This is a genomic window from Microtetraspora sp. AC03309, assembly GCF_020826795.1.
Lineage (GTDB): Bacteria > Actinomycetota > Actinomycetes > Streptosporangiales > Streptosporangiaceae > Microtetraspora > Microtetraspora glauca.
In genome coordinates, this window is sequence record NZ_JADDIL010000277.1 from 1 (window position 1) to 820 (window position 820).

Here is an 820-nt window from a genome sequence, read left to right on the forward strand (position 1 = left end):
CGCAAGCCCTCGGCCGCAAGCTGATGACGGCGTGGCAGCAGCCCACCGAATGGCTGAACATCCCGCCCGGTGGTTTGGCACTGGATGTGGGCAGCGGTCCGGGCAATGTGACGGCGGCGCTGGCCCGGTCGGCCGGGCTGGACGGGTTCGCCTTCGGCGTGGACATCTCCGAGCCGATGTTGGCCCGTGCGGTCGAGTCCGAGGCGGGTCGGCAGGTCGGCTTCCTGCGGGCAGACGCCCAGAAACTGCCGTTCCGGGACGGGGTCTTCGACGCGGTGACCTCGATCGCGGTGCTGCAGTTGATCCCCGATGCCGAGGCGGCACTGGCTGAGATGGTGCGGGTACTGCGTCCGGGCGGCCGGATCGCGGTCATGGTGCCCACGGCGACCAACCGTGGCCCGGCGCGGCTGCTGTCGAAAGGCGGTGCGCGCTTCTTCGCCGAAGATGAACTCGCCGACCGGTTCGAGGGACTGGGTCTGGAGCGGGTGCGGTCCAAGACCATGGGCACCATGCAGTGGGTGCGCGGGCAGAAACCGTGAGCACTCTCGGCGTTGTTCTTGTCGCATTGGTGATCGCTGTCGGCTTGCTCGGCATCGTGCTGCCCGTGCTTCCCGGTGGCGGGTTTCTGGTGTTCGCCGCGATCGCGGTGTGGGCGGTCTGGGAGGTCAAGGCCGGGACGAACGCCACGGTTGCCTGGGTGACGCTGGGCGTCGCGGCGGTGTTCTTCGTGACCGCCGAGGTGATCAAGTACGTGTGGCCGGTCCGGCGGATGCGGGCCGCCGAGGTGGGAATCTGGAGCCTGGTGGCCGGCGGGATACTC

At 69.1% G+C, this 820-nt stretch carries 2 protein-coding genes; both read left to right on the forward strand.

What is annotated here, in order from left to right; all coding sequences use genetic code 11:
- Nucleotides 1–539: methyltransferase domain-containing protein (locus tag IMZ11_RS42820; RefSeq protein ID WP_228649323.1), on the forward strand; the 539-nt coding region annotated here is incomplete at its 5' end.
- Nucleotides 540–568: 29 nt separating this feature from the next.
- The coding region (locus IMZ11_RS42825) for a DUF456 family protein (RefSeq protein WP_228649325.1) at nucleotides 569–820 on the forward strand (252 nt) is incomplete at its 3' end.